Annotated in this window: 25 protein-coding genes and 2 rRNA genes; 17 read left to right on the top strand and 10 right to left on the bottom strand. The window is 52.2% G+C overall.

Annotation, left to right across the window (positions count from 1 at the left end; all coding sequences use genetic code 11):
• Nucleotides 1–2 precede the first annotated feature (2 nt).
• A complete protein-coding gene (locus KBY68_RS07965) occupies nt 3–734 on the bottom strand; it encodes a phosphoadenylyl-sulfate reductase (RefSeq protein WP_255096665.1) in 732 nt (243 codons plus the stop codon).
• A gap of 65 nt (nt 735–799) precedes the next feature.
• Between KBY68_RS07965 and KBY68_RS07960 the strand changes: the two genes are divergently transcribed.
• A complete protein-coding gene (locus KBY68_RS07960) occupies nt 800–1,960 on the top strand; it encodes an NAD(P)/FAD-dependent oxidoreductase (RefSeq protein WP_255096664.1) in 1,161 nt (386 codons plus the stop codon).
• Here the strand turns inward: KBY68_RS07960 and KBY68_RS07955 are convergent.
• The gene (locus tag KBY68_RS07955) at nt 1,953–2,990 is read right to left on the bottom strand and encodes a glycosyltransferase family 4 protein (protein ID WP_255096663.1); all 1,038 of its coding nucleotides are present in this window, start codon (nt 2,988–2,990) and stop codon (nt 1,953–1,955) included. The genes KBY68_RS07960 and KBY68_RS07955 overlap by 8 nt on opposite strands.
• A 75-nt stretch (nt 2,991–3,065) precedes the next feature.
• Here KBY68_RS07955 and KBY68_RS07950 point away from each other — a divergent pair, with 75 nt between their 5' ends.
• Nucleotides 3,066–3,701, top strand: coding sequence for a peroxiredoxin (locus KBY68_RS07950; RefSeq protein ID WP_106498776.1), 636 nt, complete (start codon nt 3,066–3,068; stop codon nt 3,699–3,701).
• A gap of 1 nt (nt 3,702) precedes the next feature.
• Nucleotides 3,703–4,839, top strand: coding sequence for an anhydro-N-acetylmuramic acid kinase (locus tag KBY68_RS07945; RefSeq protein ID WP_255096661.1), 1,137 nt, complete (start codon nt 3,703–3,705; stop codon nt 4,837–4,839).
• Here KBY68_RS07945 and KBY68_RS07940 read toward each other — a convergent pair.
• On the bottom strand, nt 4,799–5,104 hold the full coding sequence (locus KBY68_RS07940) for a ribbon-helix-helix domain-containing protein (RefSeq protein ID WP_255096660.1): 306 nt from the start codon (nt 5,102–5,104) through the stop codon (nt 4,799–4,801). The two genes, KBY68_RS07945 and KBY68_RS07940, sit on opposite strands and share 41 nt — an antisense overlap.
• Nucleotides 5,105–5,211: 107 nt before the next feature.
• Between KBY68_RS07940 and KBY68_RS07935 the strand changes: the two genes are divergently transcribed.
• Nucleotides 5,212–5,439: a DUF8682 family protein gene (locus KBY68_RS07935; protein ID WP_106498779.1), complete on the top strand. Its 228-nt coding sequence runs from the start codon at nt 5,212–5,214 to the stop codon at nt 5,437–5,439.
• Nucleotides 5,440–5,823: 384 nt separating this feature from the next.
• Nucleotides 5,824–6,030 carry a DUF2811 domain-containing protein gene (locus KBY68_RS07930; protein WP_390634986.1) on the top strand — a complete coding sequence of 69 codons (207 nt, stop codon included), beginning with the start codon at nt 5,824–5,826 and terminating at the stop codon, nt 6,028–6,030.
• On the opposite strand, the gene KBY68_RS07925 is transcribed toward KBY68_RS07930, so the two are convergent.
• Nucleotides 6,027–6,206, bottom strand: a complete 180-nt coding sequence (locus KBY68_RS07925; protein WP_106498819.1) for a hypothetical protein — start codon at nt 6,204–6,206, stop codon at nt 6,027–6,029. The two genes, KBY68_RS07930 and KBY68_RS07925, sit on opposite strands and share 4 nt — an antisense overlap.
• An 88-nt stretch (nt 6,207–6,294) precedes the next feature.
• On the opposite strand from KBY68_RS07925, the gene KBY68_RS07920 reads away from it, so the two are divergent.
• From KBY68_RS07920 to KBY68_RS07905, 4 genes are all read left to right on the top strand, one after another.
• On the top strand, nt 6,295–8,022 hold the full coding sequence (locus KBY68_RS07920; protein WP_255096658.1) for an ABC transporter ATP-binding protein: 1,728 nt from the start codon (nt 6,295–6,297) through the stop codon (nt 8,020–8,022).
• 191 nt (nt 8,023–8,213) lie between these two features.
• Nucleotides 8,214–8,456, top strand: a complete 243-nt coding sequence (locus KBY68_RS07915) for a hypothetical protein (protein WP_255096657.1) — start codon at nt 8,214–8,216, stop codon at nt 8,454–8,456.
• A 75-nt stretch (nt 8,457–8,531) separates the two neighbouring features.
• Nucleotides 8,532–8,699 (top strand): DUF8642 family protein, encoded by a 168-nt coding sequence (locus tag KBY68_RS07910; RefSeq protein ID WP_162532469.1) that lies wholly within the window; start codon nt 8,532–8,534, stop codon nt 8,697–8,699.
• A 61-nt stretch (nt 8,700–8,760) separates the two neighbouring features.
• Nucleotides 8,761–8,952, top strand: a complete 192-nt coding sequence (locus KBY68_RS07905; protein ID WP_106498782.1) for a hypothetical protein — start codon at nt 8,761–8,763, stop codon at nt 8,950–8,952.
• Nucleotides 8,953–8,989: 37 nt separating this feature from the next.
• On the opposite strand, the gene KBY68_RS07900 is transcribed toward KBY68_RS07905, so the two are convergent.
• Nucleotides 8,990–9,172: a hypothetical protein gene (locus KBY68_RS07900; RefSeq protein WP_255096656.1), complete on the bottom strand. Its 183-nt coding sequence runs from the start codon at nt 9,170–9,172 to the stop codon at nt 8,990–8,992.
• A gap of 44 nt (nt 9,173–9,216) precedes the next feature.
• A complete protein-coding gene (locus KBY68_RS07895) occupies nt 9,217–10,275 on the bottom strand; it encodes a trypsin-like peptidase domain-containing protein (protein ID WP_255096654.1) in 1,059 nt (352 codons plus the stop codon).
• On the opposite strand from KBY68_RS07895, the gene KBY68_RS07890 reads away from it, so the two are divergent.
• Together KBY68_RS07890 and KBY68_RS07885 are read left to right on the top strand one after the other, a co-directional pair.
• Nucleotides 10,274–10,552, top strand: coding sequence for a DUF2973 domain-containing protein (locus KBY68_RS07890; protein ID WP_255096652.1), 279 nt, complete (start codon nt 10,274–10,276; stop codon nt 10,550–10,552). The two genes, KBY68_RS07895 and KBY68_RS07890, sit on opposite strands and share 2 nt — an antisense overlap.
• Before the next feature lie 44 nt (nt 10,553–10,596).
• Nucleotides 10,597–10,980, top strand: coding sequence for a DUF8663 family protein (locus tag KBY68_RS07885; protein WP_106498820.1), 384 nt, complete (start codon nt 10,597–10,599; stop codon nt 10,978–10,980).
• A gap of 166 nt (nt 10,981–11,146) precedes the next feature.
• On the opposite strand, the gene KBY68_RS07880 is transcribed toward KBY68_RS07885, so the two are convergent.
• Nucleotides 11,147–11,443, bottom strand: coding sequence for an SWEET family sugar transporter (locus tag KBY68_RS07880; protein ID WP_255096651.1), 297 nt, complete (start codon nt 11,441–11,443; stop codon nt 11,147–11,149).
• Nucleotides 11,444–11,587: 144 nt separating this feature from the next.
• Here KBY68_RS07880 and KBY68_RS07875 point away from each other — a divergent pair, with 144 nt between their 5' ends.
• From KBY68_RS07875 to KBY68_RS07850, 6 genes are all read left to right on the top strand, one after another.
• On the top strand, nt 11,588–11,731 hold the full coding sequence (locus KBY68_RS07875) for a CAB/ELIP/HLIP family chlorophyll-binding protein (protein ID WP_106498787.1): 144 nt from the start codon (nt 11,588–11,590) through the stop codon (nt 11,729–11,731).
• 113 nt (nt 11,732–11,844) lie between these two features.
• Nucleotides 11,845–12,018, top strand: coding sequence for a hypothetical protein (locus KBY68_RS07870; RefSeq protein WP_162842878.1), 174 nt, complete (start codon nt 11,845–11,847; stop codon nt 12,016–12,018).
• On the top strand, nt 11,988–13,160 hold the full coding sequence (xseA, locus tag KBY68_RS07865; RefSeq protein ID WP_315855657.1) for an exodeoxyribonuclease VII large subunit: 1,173 nt from the start codon (nt 11,988–11,990) through the stop codon (nt 13,158–13,160). Before KBY68_RS07870 ends, xseA begins: the two co-directional genes overlap by 31 nt.
• On the top strand, nt 13,157–13,402 hold the full coding sequence (xseB, locus tag KBY68_RS07860; protein WP_255096649.1) for an exodeoxyribonuclease VII small subunit: 246 nt from the start codon (nt 13,157–13,159) through the stop codon (nt 13,400–13,402). Before xseA ends, xseB begins: the two co-directional genes overlap by 4 nt.
• Complete coding sequence (locus tag KBY68_RS07855; protein WP_255096648.1) at nt 13,395–13,853, top strand: DUF2834 domain-containing protein; 459 nt, start codon at nt 13,395–13,397, stop codon at nt 13,851–13,853. The genes xseB and KBY68_RS07855 overlap by 8 nt, the downstream gene beginning before the upstream one ends.
• A 6-nt stretch (nt 13,854–13,859) precedes the next feature.
• The gene (locus KBY68_RS07850; protein WP_255096647.1) at nt 13,860–14,480 is read left to right on the top strand and encodes a hypothetical protein; all 621 of its coding nucleotides are present in this window, start codon (nt 13,860–13,862) and stop codon (nt 14,478–14,480) included.
• Between the two features lie 5 nt (nt 14,481–14,485).
• On the opposite strand, the gene KBY68_RS07845 is transcribed toward KBY68_RS07850, so the two are convergent.
• The 3 genes from KBY68_RS07845 to KBY68_RS07835 form a co-directional block, all read right to left on the bottom strand.
• On the bottom strand, nt 14,486–15,415 hold the full coding sequence (locus tag KBY68_RS07845) for a YihY/virulence factor BrkB family protein (RefSeq protein ID WP_255096646.1): 930 nt from the start codon (nt 15,413–15,415) through the stop codon (nt 14,486–14,488).
• 72 nt (nt 15,416–15,487) lie between these two features.
• Nucleotides 15,488–15,604: ribosomal RNA gene (rrf, locus tag KBY68_RS07840) — 5S ribosomal RNA — on the bottom strand.
• Between the two features lie 157 nt (nt 15,605–15,761).
• A 23S ribosomal RNA gene (locus KBY68_RS07835) occupies nt 15,762–16,003 on the bottom strand; the annotation flags it as partial.

The raw sequence follows: 16,003 nt of genomic DNA, 5'->3' as shown, positions 1-16,003 counted from the left end.
TTTTAGATGCCAGCACCTTCAAGCATTGATTCCTGTAGGTGAAGCCCACATTCCTGCTGCTTGCCCGCGAATCGACTGCCCCTACCTTGGCCACCATCTGGCCCACTGGAATGCCAATCGCCAACGCTGCTATAGCCCTTCTCAAATAGGGGATGGGCAGGTAAAGAATGCTGTTGCATGTAGTAGTACACGTCGCGGCTTGTCCATAGCAAAAGGGGGCGCAAACTCCAGCAACCGCGCACCAACTCAAGGGGTGCCATGGTTGCCCTGTGATCCGTTTGTCGCGCCCTAACCCCACTGGCCCAGCAGCTCACTTGCTTAGCCAGCAAAGCTTGGTCAAGGGGCTCCACCTTGCGCAAGCGGTGGTAGGTGGCCAGCGCACCGGGCTCTTCGCTCTCCCATAGTTTGCCCATTAGGGCCTCCATGCGCGCAGCGCTCATGGCAGGTTGCACCACCTCAAGATTCAGCTGCAGTAAATCCTTAAGGGTTTCGGCGTAGTCATAGGTTTCAGGCGGTAGGTAGCCGGTATCCACCCAGAAAACGGGAATATCGGGCTGCAATTGATGGGCAAGATGCAGCAAAACCGCCGATTGAATGCCAAAACTGGTGGTGAGGGCAAACCCAGAGGAAAATTTCTGCAAACCCCATTGCAATTGGGCAGGGGCATCAAGCCCAGCAAGTTGGGCTTGGCATGCATCCAGCTCAACTTCAATTTCGAGCGTTGAACGCCCCATTCAGCAAATATCAACCAAACGCATCTTCGCGCTTAACCCCGTAGCCTGGCCATAAATCGGAGGTTGTGGTGCTGGCGCCGATTGTGATAGTTGGTGGGGGCTTTGGTGGCCTTTACACCGCTTTGGAATTGGCAAAGCGTCCAAACCATCCGCCACTTCTCTTAATAGAACCCAACGGCCGCTTCGTATTTTTGCCGTTTCTCTACGAACTACTGAGTGGCGAACTAGCCCAATGGCAGCTAGCTCCTCGCTACGACAATCTGCTGGCCGGCCATGGCATCGGCTGGTTAAAAGATCGTGTGAGCCAAATAAACCCAGAAACTTCAAAGCTCTACACAGCTGGCGGCAAGGAAATCAGCTACAGCCGTGTGGTGATAGCAACTGGAGCAACCCCTTTCGGATTTGGTGTGCCTGGGGTGCAGGCCCACACCCAGGGTTTTCACAGCCTTAGCGATGTGGAACGCTTGCAGGCGCTAATAAAGCAACTAAAAAATCAACCCCAACCGCTCCAAAAAATAGCTGTGGTGGGGGCTGGCCCCTGTGGGGTGGAATTGGCCTGCAAACTTGCAGACCTATTGCAGGGGGCTGCAGTGGTGGAACTGCTTGAAAAGGGGCCCCAATGCTTGCCCAATGCCAAGGCCTTCAACCGCAACCAGGCGCTACAGGCCCTACAACGCCGCGATGTGCGCCTGCGCTGCCATTGCCAGGTGCTGATGGTGGCTGCCAATGAACTGCAGCTACAGCAAGAGGGGGCAGACCTACCCGAAAAACTCACCACTGCAGCTGTGATTTGGACTGCTGGTCAAATAAGCAAACCACCTGATGGCGCGTTTGCAAAACAAACCAATGGCAAGCTGATTTGCTTGGCAAACCTGCAGGTGCAGGGCCACCCAGAGATTTTCAGCCTTGGGGACGGTGCCTCTGTGCCCCACGATCCCCCCTTGCCGGCCACGGCCCAGGTGGCCTTTCAGCAGGCGCCAGTTGTTGCCCGCAATGTGATGCATTCCCTCGCTGCTGAACCCCTGGAGGATTTTGCTTGGAGCGACCTAGGTGAAATGCTCAGCCTTGGGGTGGGGGAAGCAAGCATCACGGGAATGGGCATAACCCTTGCGGGTCCCCTAGCCCAGCAAATGCGCCGATGGGCTTATCTAACCCGCCTTCCCGGTGAACAACTTCCCCTAAAAGTGGCCGCTGGCTGGCTAGGTGAATTAGCCGGATTTAGCTAGCCAAATTTTCCAGGCGTTCCTGCAGGGCAGCTGCCGTATCAGCCCAGTTAAATTGCGCCGCTCGCTCCAGGCCAGCCCTAGCCAATTGGCGAAATAGTTCAGCGTCGCTGAAAATTTGAGCCATGGCAGCTGCCATTTCAGCTAGATCGATCGGATTAAAAGGCAAGGCGGCTGGTCCCACCACCTCAGGAAGAGCCCCTGCCGTTGAAGCCAAAACGGGGGTACCGCAGGCCATGGCTTCTAGGGCTGGCAAACCAAAACCCTCCCACAAACTTGGAATAACCAATGCAGTGGCCCGATTGAGCAACTCAAGCCGTTCTGTGTCACTTACCCATGGGGTCCAACGGCAACGCTGGCTGATGTTCAAGTCAAGGGCCAGCTGTTGCAGCTTGGGGGTGTAGCGACGATCGTGGGGACCCACAAAGTGAAGCAACTGCTCGGGGTTAGTGAGGCGCGCAAAAGCGCGTAACAAACGGGCCAAATTTTTATGGGGATCATGGCGGCCAAGTACTAGTAGGAATGGTTGGCGTTGTAATGCCATCGGCCTCAGTAGGCCTTGAGAAAAGCCCAAGCGCAGCACTGATAACTGCCGCAGGGGAACTCTCAAGCGGCCGTGCACCTCCCTTGCTGTTGCCTCTGAATTGCACAACACATGGCGGGCCCGGTGCAACACCAAAGGCACGTATGCCAGGTGATAAGCCAAAAGTGGCGAGGGCTGGGGGTAGCGCAGGGGCAATAAATCATGGGCTAGAACCACCGTTGGCACCCCAACTGCCAACGGTGCCTCAGGCAAAGGGGATAGCAGTAGGGGTGCGCCACTAGCTCTCCAGAGCTGGGGCAATTGCAATTGGGTCCAGAGCAGTCGCCGCAGATGGCCCCTCGAGCCATGGCTGGGGGAAAGCCCTTTAGGCCAAACGGCTGGAAACTTTCCGGGCTCGAGGGCAGCGGCCAGATCCCTTGCCACAACTCCAATTCCCGTGGGCTTCTCACCCAAATAACTGCCGTTGAACAGCGCTAGGGGAGTGCTCATCGTTGCCAGCCTGTCATAGGTATGGTGCGAGGTGGGGGGCTTGTGCCAGCATCAAAGCGCGTACTTCCTATGCATATGGCGCTTCAACTCGGCGACACCGTTCCCAATTTCACCCAAGATTCCCAGCTGGGATCCATCAATCTCTACGACTTTGCAGAGGGCAGCTGGGTGGTGCTGTTTTCGCACCCTGCCGACTACACCCCTGTTTGCACCACCGAATTGGGTGAGGTGGCAAAACTGAGGCCTGAGTGGGAGAAGCGCAATGTAAAAACGATCGCCCTAAGTGTTGATTCCGCCGAAAGCCATAAGGGCTGGATTGGTGATATCAACGAAACCCAATGCACCTTGGTGGATTACCCCATCCTTGCCGACGCCGATAAAAGCGTTAGCGATCTATATGGAATGATCCATCCAAATGCGCTCAACAACCTCACAGTTAGGTCGGTTTTTATCATCGACCCAAACAAAAAACTACGTTTACAAATCACCTATCCCGCCAGTACTGGCCGCAATTTCCAAGAGATCCTGCGGGTGATTGATTCGCTCCAACTCACCGACAATCATCAGGTGGCCACACCTGTTAATTGGTGCGATGGCGACGACTGCGTAGTGGTGCCTTCAATCCCAACTGAGGAAGCAAGGGCCAAATTCCCTAAGGGCGTAACAGAGATCAAGCCCTACCTGCGCACTACCCCCCAACCCAACCGCTGAGATGGGCCTAACGGTGCTGGGCCTAATGAGTGGCACCAGCGCCGATGGGGTTGATGGTGTGCTGGTGCGCTTCTGGGGCCGCGTCAACAAACCGCAATGGCAGCTGCTAAGCAGTGGCCATCACCCCTACCCAATAGAGCTACAAGAGCAAATAATCGCTGCTGGGCAGGGGCAACCCCTCTCAGCAGCTTCTTTTTTGCAACTTGAACAGGAAATTACAAACGCCCAGGCGATTTGCGCCCGCTTAACCGACCCTTCAAGCCGGGCTCAACTGCTGGGCTGCCATGGGCAAACCCTTTGGCATCAACCTCCCCAGGGGGAATACCTGGGGGCCAGCTGGCAATGCCTCAACGCACCGAGGTTGGCGGAAATCCTTCAACGGCCGGTGGTGAGCAATTTCCGTGCTGCCGATTTAGCCCGTGGAGGCCATGGCGCCCCATTGGTGCCAACTACAGACAGGGCATTAATTCCAAGCATTGGCGGTTGGCGCGGCGTATTGAATCTTGGCGGGATTGCAAATATCACCCTGCTGCCGCCGGCCCAGGGGCCCGATCAAGCCATGGCGCTACAGGGTTGGGATTGCGGCCCGGCAAACAGCCTGATCGACCTGGCTGTTCAATTTTTTAGCTGCGGCGCCAAAAACTACGACAGCGATGGCAGTTGGGCCCTAGCAGGTGAAGTGTGTGAACCCCTAGTGCAGGAATGGTTAACGGAGCCCTACTTCACACAGCCACCACCAAAGTCCACAGGCAGAGAACTTTTTGGCCGCCAAAATTTAGAGCAACGGCTTAAACAACTTGAACAAGTGGGGGTGAGCGCCGCTGAAGACGTAATCGCCACCCTCACAGCCTTTAGCGCTGCAGCTGTGGCCGCTGATCTGGGAAGGGGGGTGAAGCCATTGGAGCTGTTGGTTTCCGGTGGAGGTTGCCGCAATCAAGCCTTGATGTTGCAACTGCAAAAGCGCTGCCCTGGAGTGTGGGTAAGACCGCTAGCAGAGCTGGGCATCCCCCATCAGCAGAGGGAGGCGCTTGCCTTTGCTCTATTGGCTTGGTGGCAGCAGCGGGGTGTAGCAGCGGGCTTGCCATCGGTTACGGGTGCTAGCCGCCAGGGGCCATTGGGGGTAGTTGTGCACCCCTAAGGCGAATTCGCCTGGGTCTTCCCCGCAGCCGTGGTGCTGGTGCCTGCTGCTGGCGTTCCAGCTGGCTGCGCAGAAGCTCACTGTTGCTTTGGCGGGGTTGGCGCCGCTCTAACCCCTGCTGGATCAAAACCTTGGCCATGTTGCTAACCGTGCGGCTATCGGCCTCCGCCGCGGCAGCAAGGCTCTCCCATAGGCCCTCAGGCAAAACCACCTGAATGCGGGGGGACTTGGATTTTCCACTGCTGGAGGCTTGGCGGGTGGCCACAGGAAGGAACCCAATGTCTGCGACACTCACCAGTGTAGTAAGAGTGTCATGGGTAGTATCCCACACTATAGTTGGGTTTCGCTTTTCATCCAGAGGCATGTCCGCCCATGGCCCCATCCCCCCAAAAGAGCGATGTGCTGGTATCTGCCGTAATCAGCACCTACCTGCTCACCCACCTGCACCACGTGCTGCAAAAGGCCGAATACGGCGCCAACCAAGAGGGACGCAGCGCCATGGCCTGCAATTACGCCCAGCTGCGCAAAGTGCTTTGCCTTGATGCCCGCACCATGGAAGATGCCTCAGCGGTGGAAAGCCCCGAGGAAATGGCCGCATGAGATTCGTTCAAAAATGTCCCATTGATAAGCCCTACTAATCAACAATCGTTTTCCCCAGTTCCGATTGCTTTTCCCAAGGGCGCCATGGGCTTTTCCCCAGGGCAAAGGCAAAATGGCCAGTTCCTGGCAGTTAGCTGGGGAAATAACTGCCTCAAGCAGCTTGGCCCTTGACGGGGAGAGCCTGGGCGAGGCCGGCCCATAGCCCCCGAAGCAATCCCTAAAACAACTCAGCCATGGCAATCGATCTAAGCCCTTAGATCGGGTAGACAGCATGGCGACCCCCAACTTTGACGAATCGCTTTTCCCGTGGCGTACTGGTGCACCTCTTGAGCCCAACCGTTGGTCCAGCGTTCCGTCACAACCTTGAAAGCAGAGGAATATCAGGTGAGTTTTCAAACGCCTCTCCCAGGTCCTCTTTTTGAGGCCATGGGCAAATTCATTGATCTACATCCCCAATGGGATCAGTACCGCCTGTTGCAAGCTGCCCTGGCTGGTTTTCTGTTGCAACAGGGTGAACACAAGAGCGAACAGCAAAGGGAACTCACACGCCGCTATGTGGGCTGCATGTTTGGCAGCCTCAACCAGCTTTAGTTTGCCCTTGGCAAGGGTTTTGGATTTTCTTTTTGATTTGGTTTTGCTATCGGTTCTGAAATGCGCATTGGTTTTTGGCTATCCCCTTGGGCCCAACTAAAGAAAAGCCAATAGCTCACTATGGCTAAACCAGCTGCTACCACAAGGGCAGTTACCTGTTCCAAGCGCTTGAGCATCGATGCCACTGCTTTCAGCAGCCAAAGGAAGTTAAGGGAGTCTGCCTTGCCCCGCGCTTGGTAAGGTCTGCCCATTGGTGAACAGGCAATGCTGAGGCTGGAGAGGGTCTGCAAGATCTATCCCACCGGCGAGGTGCTGCGGGATGTGACCTGGGAGGTAAAAGCCGGCGACAGGATCGGCCTAGTTGGTGTGAATGGAGCTGGCAAATCAACCCAGCTGCGCATCATTGCCGGTTTAGAAGAACCAACCAGCGGCTCAGTTATCAAACAGGGTGATCCCCGTATCGTTTATTTACAGCAGGAATTTGATGTAAATCTGCACCGCACCGTGAGGCAAGAGCTTTTTCAAGCCTTTGGCGAGGCCGCAGAAGTACTGAACGAACAAAGTGCCGTGGAGCAAGCTATGGCCTCCGAGGCGGCGGCCGAATGCCCCGTGCATTTGGATGAGTTAATCGAAAAGTTGGGCGCTTTGCAAAACCGTTTTGAGGCCCTCCACGGCTATGAACTCGATGCGCGCATAGATAAGTTGTTACCTACGATTGGGTTTAGCGCCGCTGGAGCAGAAGCGCTTGTGGGCGACTACTCGGGCGGCTGGCAGATGCGTATTGCCCTTGGCAAAATCCTATTACAAGAGCCCGATCTGCTGCTGCTTGATGAACCCACAAACCACCTTGATGTTGAAACGATTCAATGGCTTGAAAACTATTTACGCGAGCAAACTGTTCCCCAGGTAGTTATTAGCCACGACCGTGCTTTTCTCGACCGTGTATGCAATCAAATTGTTGAAACAGAGCGGGGGGTTTCCCGCTGTTATTTGGGTAATTACAGCGAGCACCTCGAGCAAAAACGCCTAGGGCTAGAGGCAAGCCAATCCGCCTTTGAACGCCAACAAAAAGAACTGGCGAGTCAACAGGCATACATCGATCGATTTAGGGCCAGCGCCACCAGATCAACCCAGGCAAAAAGCCGCGAAAAGTTACTTGAAAAGGTAGATCGACTTGATGCACCAATTGAAGGCGTTAGTGGCCCCCGCTTCCAATTTCCCCCCGCCCCCCGCAGCGGCCGTCAAATTGCCGTTATCGAGGATCTCAGCCACAGCTATGGGAACAATATTTTGTTTCTTGGCGCAAACCTTGAGGTGGAGCGGGGGGATCGCATCGCCTTTGTGGGCCCCAATGGCGCAGGCAAGTCCACCCTGCTGCGCTTGGTTATGGGCAGCGAGAAACCGGATGAGGGTTCAGCTCGTTTAGGTGAGCACAACGTGATTGCCGGCTATTTCGAGCAAAACCAAGCAGAAGCCCTTGATCTCACCAAAACCGTTATCGACACGCTGTTTGAGGCAGTTCCAGATTGGACCCAAACCCAAGTGAGATCATTGCTTGGAAGCTTTTGCTTTAGCAATGAGGCGGTATTCAAAGAGGTGGGCAAGCTTTCCGGTGGAGAGAAAGCGCGCCTCGCCCTGGCCTTAATGCTGCTGAGTCCCTGCAATCTGCTCGTGCTAGATGAGCCCACCAACCACCTGGATATTCCCGCCAAACAAATGCTGGAATCAGCCTTGCAGGAATACGAAGGCGCAGCTCTGATCGTTAGCCACGACCGCTATTTCCTCGCCCAGGTTGCCAACAAGATTGTTGAGATAAAAGATGGGGAGTTACTGCTCTATCGAGGCGACTACGCCTACTACCAACAGAAAAAGCAAGAGGAGCTCGAACTACTGCAAACCAGCGAAGCGGAGGCTGAGAAAGAAGCCAAAAGAGCCGCAAACCGGCTCAAACAAAAAAGCAAGGCCGAAAGCCGGCGCAAAAGACCAGGTTGAAAAGCAGTCAATTCCAAGTGGGGAAATGCCCACAGCAATAGGAGCCAAGGCGCCACACCTGGGGTGAGCAGTTGTGGTTTCACCAGCTGTGGAGGCTGCACTCAACAGGTATGGGGAAGAGTAAAAAATATGTGTTGCCCATGGGCTCTAGAGGTGCTCAATTGCAGTTGAAACAAAGTCTTTTTGGGACCATGGCCTCCCCTTTCGCCAGGACTCAACAGAAGCTGCGCAAGCAATGGGCTAGCGATGCCCAAATAGTTGAATGCCGCCTGATCCAAAACCTGGGGGAGATCCGCGGTTTAGCCGTGAAGCGAGGGGCCCTCAGCCGCTACAAATTCAACCTCGCCAGCGACACCCTCACCCTCACCCCAGTTTTAAAGGCTTTTTCCTGGGAGCGAATTAGCACCTCAACACGCAACTTCACAGTTGCGTAGGCAACAAAACTCATTTTTGTAGACCAAGCTGATTGGTGTTCATACGCTGACTGAACCACCGCGAAGTACCCCCGCGTGACTCAGTTCAACCAAATCAACGCCAGCAATGGCCAAGCCTGGGATGCAGTGGAGGCTTATTTCCAATGCATCACCGAATGCTCCCTAGAAGATGGCGCCTGCGTTACCCGTTGCGTTGAGGATCTACGCGAAGGCGGAGAAAACTCAGAAACGCAAACTCCCTAGGCAGCCCAGCCGCGCAACCGACTGAAATAGTTCTTAAGATTTCCACAGTTTCGTTGAAACCATGGAGAACACCCTGGGGCTCAGCCTCGGCCAGAAATTCGAAATGGAACGTATCAGCCGTGCCATCGATTCTGAGGCAGATCCCACGGTGCTGCGCGGCATTGCCAAGCAGCTTTTAAACGCTTGGCAAACTCAAAAGGCTGCAACCTCTTGGGTAATAAAACAACAAATTTCCTCGGATTCCAACATCTAAACAAGCTAACAATTTATGGAGAGTAATTAAAAAAAATTTATTTGTTCAAAGGCAACCAAATCGTTTTTTGATTTGGTTGATTTACTCCCCGAAACTCTTGTTTAATTGCGATAGCGTCTTCATCGCGCCCTGCGTATAACAATTTATTTATTTGCGCCTGATTCCAGGCAATGGTTGCAGCCAGAGTAAGGGATTGAGATAGTTTCAAACGCTTTTCCAAGGCTGCTTTTGAGCTTCGGAAACACTAATCCGAAATTTGTATTTCTAAGGCTTAAGGCTTTGAGCCATTTCAACTGGCACAAGGGAAAAGGAAATGGTTTTACTATCACGCTGAGCCTGCACCAGAAGCGGTTGCCCTACTCCTGTTGCCTCTACTGCTTTTAGGAATTGGGAAGGGTCTTTAATTACAAGCCCCGCTGCCTTCGTAATCAAATCACCGGTTTGCAAACCCGCTCGAGCCGCTGGCCCACCCGGCAGTAGCGAGGCAACCCTGGCGCCCCGTGGATCGGCTTGAAGCACTAAACCAACCATGGCATGGCTAGCCCTGCCGTTTTTAATGATTTGATCTGCAATATTTCGGGCCCGATTTATCGGTATGGAAAAGCCCAATCCAGCCCCTGGGCCAGAGCGAACCAGTGCATTTATTCCCACCACTTCACCATCGGCGTTCAGCAGCGGCCCCCCTGAATTACCTGGGTTTATTGCTGCATCAGTTTGAATTAAATCAAGCCTTTTATCTGTAATTCCAAGTTTGCTGGCATTGCGATTTGTGCTGCTAATAATCCCCAACGTAACCGTGTTATCTAGTCCAAACGGATTACCAACGGCGATTGCCCAATCACCCACCTGCACCGCATCGGAATTACCAAGGGGGGCTACGGGCAACCGCGAACCTGAGCTAACCCTCACAACGGCAAGATCGGTGATCGGATCGCTACCAACAACGGCCCCCTCCAAGCTGCGGCCATCTACCAGCACCACCGTTACGCGGCTACTGCCATCAACCACATGGGCGTTGGTGAGGATCAAGCCTTCTGGTTGAAAAATAACCCCTGTCCCTTGGCCCCTTTCGGTGCGCTGGCTTGGCATACCAACGCCTGGCACTCCAAAAAATTGCCGAAACAATGGATCCATCAACAGCATTTGGGGCATTCGCCCTGGGTTGCTAGTTACGGTGCGCTCGGTGTCGATTCGAACCACCGCGGGGCCAGCCCGGCGCACGGCATCAGCCACAAACGAATTGCGGCTTTGGGCAAGGGCAGCGCCGGGGCCGGAAATTAATGCCGATAACGCCAGTATTAATAGGGGCTTAGCCAAGGTCATGCCGCAGTTGCAAACCAACTCCCATAATGGTTGTAATCAGATTGGTAGCAAGGTGAATCAGCTTTTCCCATTGCTATACCTCAGCTGCATGGTTGTTCTTCTCTGGCAGGCCTTTCGCGTTATGGGCAAGGGCTTCATCAGCTCCCGGAAACAACCACAAATAACTATTCATCCTGAGATGCTTGATAAAAATGGCAATCTCACCACAGAAGAGCTGCTTACCGTGCGCTTCAGCGGAGATAACGAACCGCTTCGGGCCGACGATCGCGCAAGCTAGTAGAAACAGATAACCAAGAACCGATGCAAGCCGGAGCAACTCAGGTGGATCAGCGCACAAAAGTAGTGGCAGCCGTTCTTAAGGCGATAAAGCTACCGCCCAGATTTCGACTGCACATGGTGAAAGACGACCCCGTGCGTTTAGAGCTAACCATTACCCCCGCCTACGGCAAAGATCCAATCTTGGTGGGCTTAGTGGAATCCCAAGATCTGGTAGCCAGAAGAGACAGGGAAGGTCGCATCCCCCGCGACCTGCAGGGCACATGGGATTGGACCGTCCGCCACGGCAAGGTGTCTACGGGTGGCTGGAATCCTTACTTAAAGGAAGCCCTGCAAACAATGTTTGAAACAGGCCTTCCGGCGATTGTGTTTGAAGAAACCACCGGCGAGCCATATCACCCGGTGGATGGCGCCCGTCACGTTCGCTAAGCATTACGAGCAATTGAAACAGCCTGCAACGAACTAGGGACGCCGCAGCAAATTGGGGCTAAAACGGAATGACCATGAACTTCGGTTTTTCTTCATGTTCTCCTCCATGTCCCTGGCGGGGCCATTTATTCGCTTACTTGCGGCCATGGGTTTTATCAGTTCAGCCCTACTGGCCCTGCTCATAACCCTTTCGGCTTAGGAGCAGCTGGGCCCTGATCTTGCGATCAAGGATTGCCGCAGTTGCAGGAAAGGTAATCAAATTGGCCACAAAAACAGGCCAATCGCGGTTCAGCCAGCCATAAATGCCCCAGCCCAGCACACCAAGACTGAAAAGCAAATACATGCGCAGGGAAATCCCCCTGGTTTCATTGGTGCGCAACACCTTTATTGCTTGGGGGAAGAAGCTGGCTGTGGTTAGGAGCGCGGAGCCATAACCCAAAAACTGCACGGCTCGATCTGTCATTTCGGGAACCGCAAGCAATTGTTAAGCGATAGTTCAGAACGGCGCCAATGTCAATTCCTGATATGCGCAAAAAGTGTTTCCGTGGATACTGTCAACTTTGCGCCAAGAAACGTTACAATTCACGCAGTTCACCCCTTCGCACCAATGTCCGACTCCCAGTCACGCTTCGGTTTTGTGAGCTTCGCTGAAACCTGGAATGGCCGTCTTGCCATGATGGGCTTCGTTATTGGCCTTGCTACAGAACTTCTAACCGGCCAAGGCATCCTGGCCCAAATCGGTTTAGGTTGATTCCCCGTAACCCAATTACGAATCAACATTTAAAAAGCTATTCCCCTAAGGGCCGCAAGGCCCTTTTTTAATGCGGGCAGCTAGATATGGTGATTGGGTTAATACAAGGTGCCATGGGGCTGTTCGTTCAAAACCGCCGTGATGGCTCAAGGATTCTCAGCAGTGCCATTGCAATTACCTTTGTGGGTCTTGTGCGCTGCAACACCACCTGGGGGCAGGTGGTGTTGGTATTAGGCAGCGCCGCCAGTGTTTGGTGTTGGCATTGTTACAAGCAACTGAAGCATTAATGGATCTACCCAGCTACTCCGTTCGTGAACTCAATGAAGCAATTGGGGTACTGCTCGAACGTGCTTTTGCCCCCCGCTTTTTAATCGAAGCTGCAGTGCTGAAGCCTGTGCTCAAAAAGGGGCATCTTTGGTTCAGCCTTACGGATGGAGATGCCACGATCCAAGCGGTGGCATGGGCTTCCACTCTGCAACGCCTTAACTATTGCCCTGAAGATGGCGATGGGGTAGTAGTTGTTGGCAAGTTGAATTTTTGGGTAGCAAGGGCCAACCTGAGTGTGCAGGTGCTCGATATCAGGCCCAGCCTCACTACGGTGCTGCGTCGATTTGAGGCTGTGAAAACGAAATTAACTGAGGAGGGCTTGCTTGCACCCGAGCGCAAACGGGCGCTACCAGAATTTCCTAGTTGCATTGCCCTGCTCACGGCTGTGCCAAGTTCAGCCCTTGCCGATCTGCTGCGCACCGCCCAACAACGCTGGCCTGCGTGTGCCATCAGGGTAGTTGCCATACCTGTGCAAGGGGATCGGGAAGATGCAATCTGCGCTGTGTTTGAAAAACTTGAACAGCACTGGCAGCGGCTCGGAATTGAGGCATTGGTTTTGGCAAGGGGTGGCGGCAGCAGGGAGGATCTTGCCCTTTTTGACAGCGAAGCGTTAGCTCGCTGCCTAAGCCGGTGTCCGATTCCAACCATCACTGGAATCGGCCATGAAGATGACATCACAGTTGCTGATTTAGTTGCTGATCAGCGGGCTGCAACACCCACTGCCGCCATCGTTGCCCTTTTGCCTGATCGAACCCATAAAGCCCAGCAGCTCCAACAGATGGGAATGCAATGGCGTTTGTATCCACAAAACCGCATGCTGAGATTATGGGAGGTACACCAGCAAAAAAAGCTAACCAAGCAATGCCAAAGCTTGATTGAGAGGCGTTTGGAGAAAAACCACTGGCAACTAAACAACCTGATCAACCTGCGGCAGGCGGTTTCCCCCCAGAGGCTTTTAAGCAGGGGCTATGCAATTCTCAAGGGAACAGATGGCAAGGTGATCCGCAGTGGTGAAGGGCTTAAAAGCGGCGACGCCTTAACAGCCCAATTAAGCGGTGGACAACTTGGGCTCACGGTAAAAAACTGGCTCAAACAACCATGAAAAAATCAAACCAGAAGCAACTCAGCTATGCCGAAGCGCAGGCTGCTTTAAATAAACTGATCGAAGCTTTGCAGAGCGAGCAAATCCCCCTGGAGGAGCTGCCGCAGCTCTATGCACAGGCCCTAGAGCTAGAGAAGCACTGCCGGGGTGTGCTCGAGCAAGTTGTCCAAGACATCAAACAACTCGATCCCGATGGCTTTACAATCAGCGAGCTAACAAATCAGAATTCCACCGATGGATAACAAATTAGCTCAAGATATAGATGCAAAAATAGATCTGGATACCGATGTAGTTATAAATACAACAAGTTCAAAAACCAGCCCACTAATTAATGGATCAAACCTAAGGCAAGTAATTTATTTTAGCCTCGCCCTAGCCGGGCTAGTGCTAACTCAGCAAGCGAATTGGCAATTCATCCAAACCTATGGAGGCTTTAAACTGGCTCAATTCGTAACGGATGCCGCGAGCAATGCGGCCGGCCAATCACTCAGCTGGGACCTAGCAATTGGTGCTACTGCAATTTTGATTTGGATGATTACAGAAAGCAAACGCATTGGGATGAAACACAGCCAATGGCCAATATTAATAAGTATTAGTGTTGCCTTTGCAGCTGGGGCACCCCTATTTCTTGCCCTGCGAGAAAGACACCTAAACAGAATAAAACAAGAAGAATCACTCGAAATCAATAGCTAAAAATCAATGAATAAATCAAACAATATTCTTGATTTTCCAATAATTTCAGCAGCGCTGAAACGCGCCCAAAACCAAGGAGTGGCATGGGCAAAACAACTAAAACAAAAATACCCAAATAAATCACAGGATGAATTGAGCGAAACAGTAATCCAATCTGCGATGTGGCGAACAGCTGGCAGTGGAGCTGCATCAAGTATCGGCGGTGTAATTAGCCTTGCGGCGGGAGGGGGAGACCTCCTATATTTTTTATATGCTGAAGTTGAATTAGCAGCAGCAATTTTATCAATTTTCGAATTCAATATTAGTGAAGAAAGTGAACAACCATTATTGCTTGCTGCTGTGTTGGGTTTAAGCGTTAATGAACTGCTGAGGCTTGTTGGTGGCAAGCTTGGTGAAAGAGCAATCAGCAGAGTATTAAGGCAAAAGGCACTAACAACTATCCTTAATAGAGGCGTGTGGAATATGGGCAGATTAATTCCACTCGGGGGGGCAATTTTAAGCGGGGGATTAAACGCTTTAATGATGCGCACAGCAGGTGTTGCACTAATTAAATTTGCGAAACGCCATCAACAACAACGGGGAAATTTTGAAACAATAGAAATCGCCGAAGTTATAGTATTGGACTAAGGAAGTTATGCTGTTGGATTGAAAGGCACATTTTTTGTAAACCTAGCCAGTGCAACGGTCCAGGCCATAGCAAAATAAAGAATCAAACCAAGTAACCACACCCAAAGGGTTAGCACAATTACCCCTCCCACCAAACCATAGGCAAAAAATCTGGAAGATAGCCAGATCAACAATCTCCCTAATAATGGGTTCAATAGGGTAAGTGGAGTTGCCACTAACACAGCACCAGACCAAAGCAACGCAAGGGGAGGTCGCCTGCGGGGCAAAAAACTAAGTAATACAATTATTCCAAAACATAAACCTAGCCAACTAAAAAATATTGAGGTGGCTGACCGTGCTGGAATTTGCCAAAATTCAGGCAACACTAAAGACCAACTGGCCAATGAAGACCAGATACTATGCCAAATCAACTTAAATGGTGTGGTGAGTTGATTGATTAACAACAAAAAAGAAAGCAATAATGCGCCAAATATTGCCTTTGACCGTTGCAGCAACAAATCCCTAAGGTGCCATTGCCAAGAATTACTAACTTGCGGCGAATCATGTAATCCCATCCAAAGGCGGTCATAACCGCGCTGCAAAGAAAGGGTGGCATTACTAGCTGTTATCAATAGAGCCACTGCACCAACAACTCCAGCGGCCCTACCTTGCCGAATTAAGGTTTCTAAAATATCAGCAATTAATGCACTACTACCATCAGGTAAAACTTGTTCTGTAAAATCTATAATTTGCTTTAAGGCACCATCAGCCTGGCCAAATAACCTAGCTGCAATACCTAAACAAAGCAATAAAAATGGAAATATAGACTGAAGACTATGGAAAGCAAAGGCGGCACTTAGATCAACACAACCATGGCGATTCCACAAACGAATAACCAGTTTGGATTGCCTAATGGCAAGGCGTGAAAACTGCTTAAACATAGGAAGCAAACCCATAAAAAAAGCCACCCGCTGTGGGGTGGCTAAGGAACAGATCTAAAGAGACCTATCTGATTTAAGGAAATTTTTACCTGGCATTGAGCTATTTTCGCGGGGGGCCACCCCCCAACTATCGTCGCCGCAGCAGCGTTTCACCTCCGAGTTCGAGATGGATCGGTGTGGTTCCACTGCGCCATGAACACCAGGATAGCTAGTAGCTATTTCTAACTAATAACTTTCCCTCAAGGCTGAGCCCTGAGAACTGCATAGGTTAACAAAATCTAGTTTAACTAAAAACTAGAGATAGCTCTGGAAACTTACATCTCAACCGAATTCAAACAATTCAGTATCTGTTGAGATTTTTATGGTCAAGCCCTCGGTCTATTAGTACTCCTCCGCTTCACGCATTACTGCGCTTCCACGTAGAGCCTATCAACGGGTGTTCTTCCCGTGACCTTACTGGCTTATGCCATGAGAACACTCATCTTGAGGTGGGCTTCCCACTTAGATGCTTTCAGCGGTTATCCACTCCGCACATGGCTACCCAGCGTTTACCGTTGGCACGATAACTGGTACACCAGAGGTGCGTTCCTCCCGGTCCTCTCG

The sequence above is a fragment of the Synechococcus lacustris Maggiore-St4-Slac genome (genome assembly GCF_024345595.1).
GTDB classification, from domain to species: domain Bacteria; phylum Cyanobacteriota; class Cyanobacteriia; order PCC-6307; family Cyanobiaceae; genus Synechococcus_D; species Synechococcus_D lacustris.
The sequence above is the reverse complement of the archived record's forward strand: the minus strand, read 5'-3'. Positions and strand labels throughout refer to the sequence as shown.